The following is a 1,634-nucleotide window of genomic DNA, read 5'->3' on the forward strand; positions in this document are numbered from 1 at the left end:
ATGGAGCAGAACAAGTCCAAGGACGAAATCCTTGAAGGCTACCTGAACATCGTGAACCTCGGCGGTTCGAACTACGGTGTTGAGGCTGCTGCACAGTACTACTGGGGTATTTCCGCTAAGGACCTGAACGTGGCGCAGTCCGCGCTTCTTGCCGGTCTGGTGCAGGCACCGAACGTGTACGACCCGACCGTGAACCCTGAGCTGGCTCGTGAACGCCGCGACATCGTTCTGGGCACCATGCTGCGTGACGGCAAGATTACCGACAAGGAATACAGCGACGCTATCGCCAGCGATATTAAGCTCAACGTCCATCCGAAGTCTCAGGGTTGCTCCCTGGCGGGTGATAAGGCGTTCTTCTGCCGCTACGTCGTGAACTACCTGCTGCAGGATGAGTCCCTCGGCGCAACTGCTGAGCTACGCAACACCGCTATCAAGCGTGGCGGTCTGAAGGTGATTACCACCCTGAACCCTGAGGCTCAGACCGCAGCAAAGCAGGCAGTGGACTCCACCCAGCCGGCAGCAACCAACTGGAACGACGTCAATTCCGCACTGACCAGTGTTGAGCCCGGCACCGGCCGCGTCATCGCCATGGCACAGAACACCGACCTCGGTACCCCCGCTGACGCGAACGACCACTCCAAGACCGAGTACAACTACAACGTTGACGCTGCTTACGGTGGCACCAGTGGCTTCCAGCCCGGCTCGACGTTCAAGCCGATTATTCTGGCTCAGTGGCTCATCAGCGGTCGCGGCGCAAACGCCACCGTGAACGGTACCCAGCTCTTCTGGCCCACCAGCTTCGGTTGGAATGCTAGGTGCTACGAGGGTGGTAAGTTCTACTACACCGGTCAGGCGAACGGCTGGTCCTACAAGAACGCAGTCAACGGTGGTCTGACGTACGGTACCGCCGCGTACGGTATTCGCCAGTCTTTGAACTCCTACCTCTTCGGTATGCTTTCCCAGCTTGACCTGTGCGATGTGCACGATCTGTCCATCAAGATGCACGCTCTGGACGGTACCGGTGAGCCGCTGCACAGCATCCCCGACCTGGGTACCAACATTGGTGGTACCAAGTACGGTATCTCCCCGCTGACCAGCGCATCCATGTACGCTATCTTCGCTTCCGAGGGTAAGTACTGCGCCCCGCGCCCGGTTGAGAAGATCACCAAGACCGACGGTGAAACCATGAAGGAATACCAGAACCAGTGCGAGCAGGTTCTGGATCCGGACGTTGCAAACGGTGTCAGCTGGGTTCTGAAGGGTGTTATCCAGGCTGGCGGTTCCGCTTCTCAGCGCGGTATTGGTCTGCCGAACGGTTCGGCTGCGAAGACCGGTACGAACGATAACTCCTCCCAGACCTGGCAGGTTGGCTACACTCGTGGCCTGTCCACTGCATCGTGGGTTGGTTCGAACAACCTCGGTTTCCGCTCCTTGAACGGTGTGGCCATTAACGGTCGAGTCCTTGAGTACGTCGATGGTGCAACCTACGCAGGTGCACAGTGGCAGTCGTTCATGAAGACCATCGCACCGAAGTACGACACGAAGGATTTCACCACCCCCAGCGATAAGATCCTGGCGTACAGCTAGAATCACAGCTCATCAGCTGAAGCCTGAAAGGCGATTGATTATGTGTG

The 1,634-nt window shown here is 58.0% G+C and carries 1 protein-coding gene; it reads left to right on the top strand.

Annotated features, from left to right (window positions below):
- Window positions 1-1,587: transglycosylase domain-containing protein (locus Q0216_RS00960; RefSeq protein WP_298592195.1), on the top strand; the 1,587-nt coding region annotated here is incomplete at its 5' end.
- Window positions 1,588-1,634 lie beyond the last annotated feature (47 nt).

The organism is uncultured Rothia sp. (assembly GCF_937976295.1).
In the GTDB taxonomy this organism is placed as follows: Bacteria; Actinomycetota; Actinomycetes; order Actinomycetales; family Micrococcaceae; genus Rothia.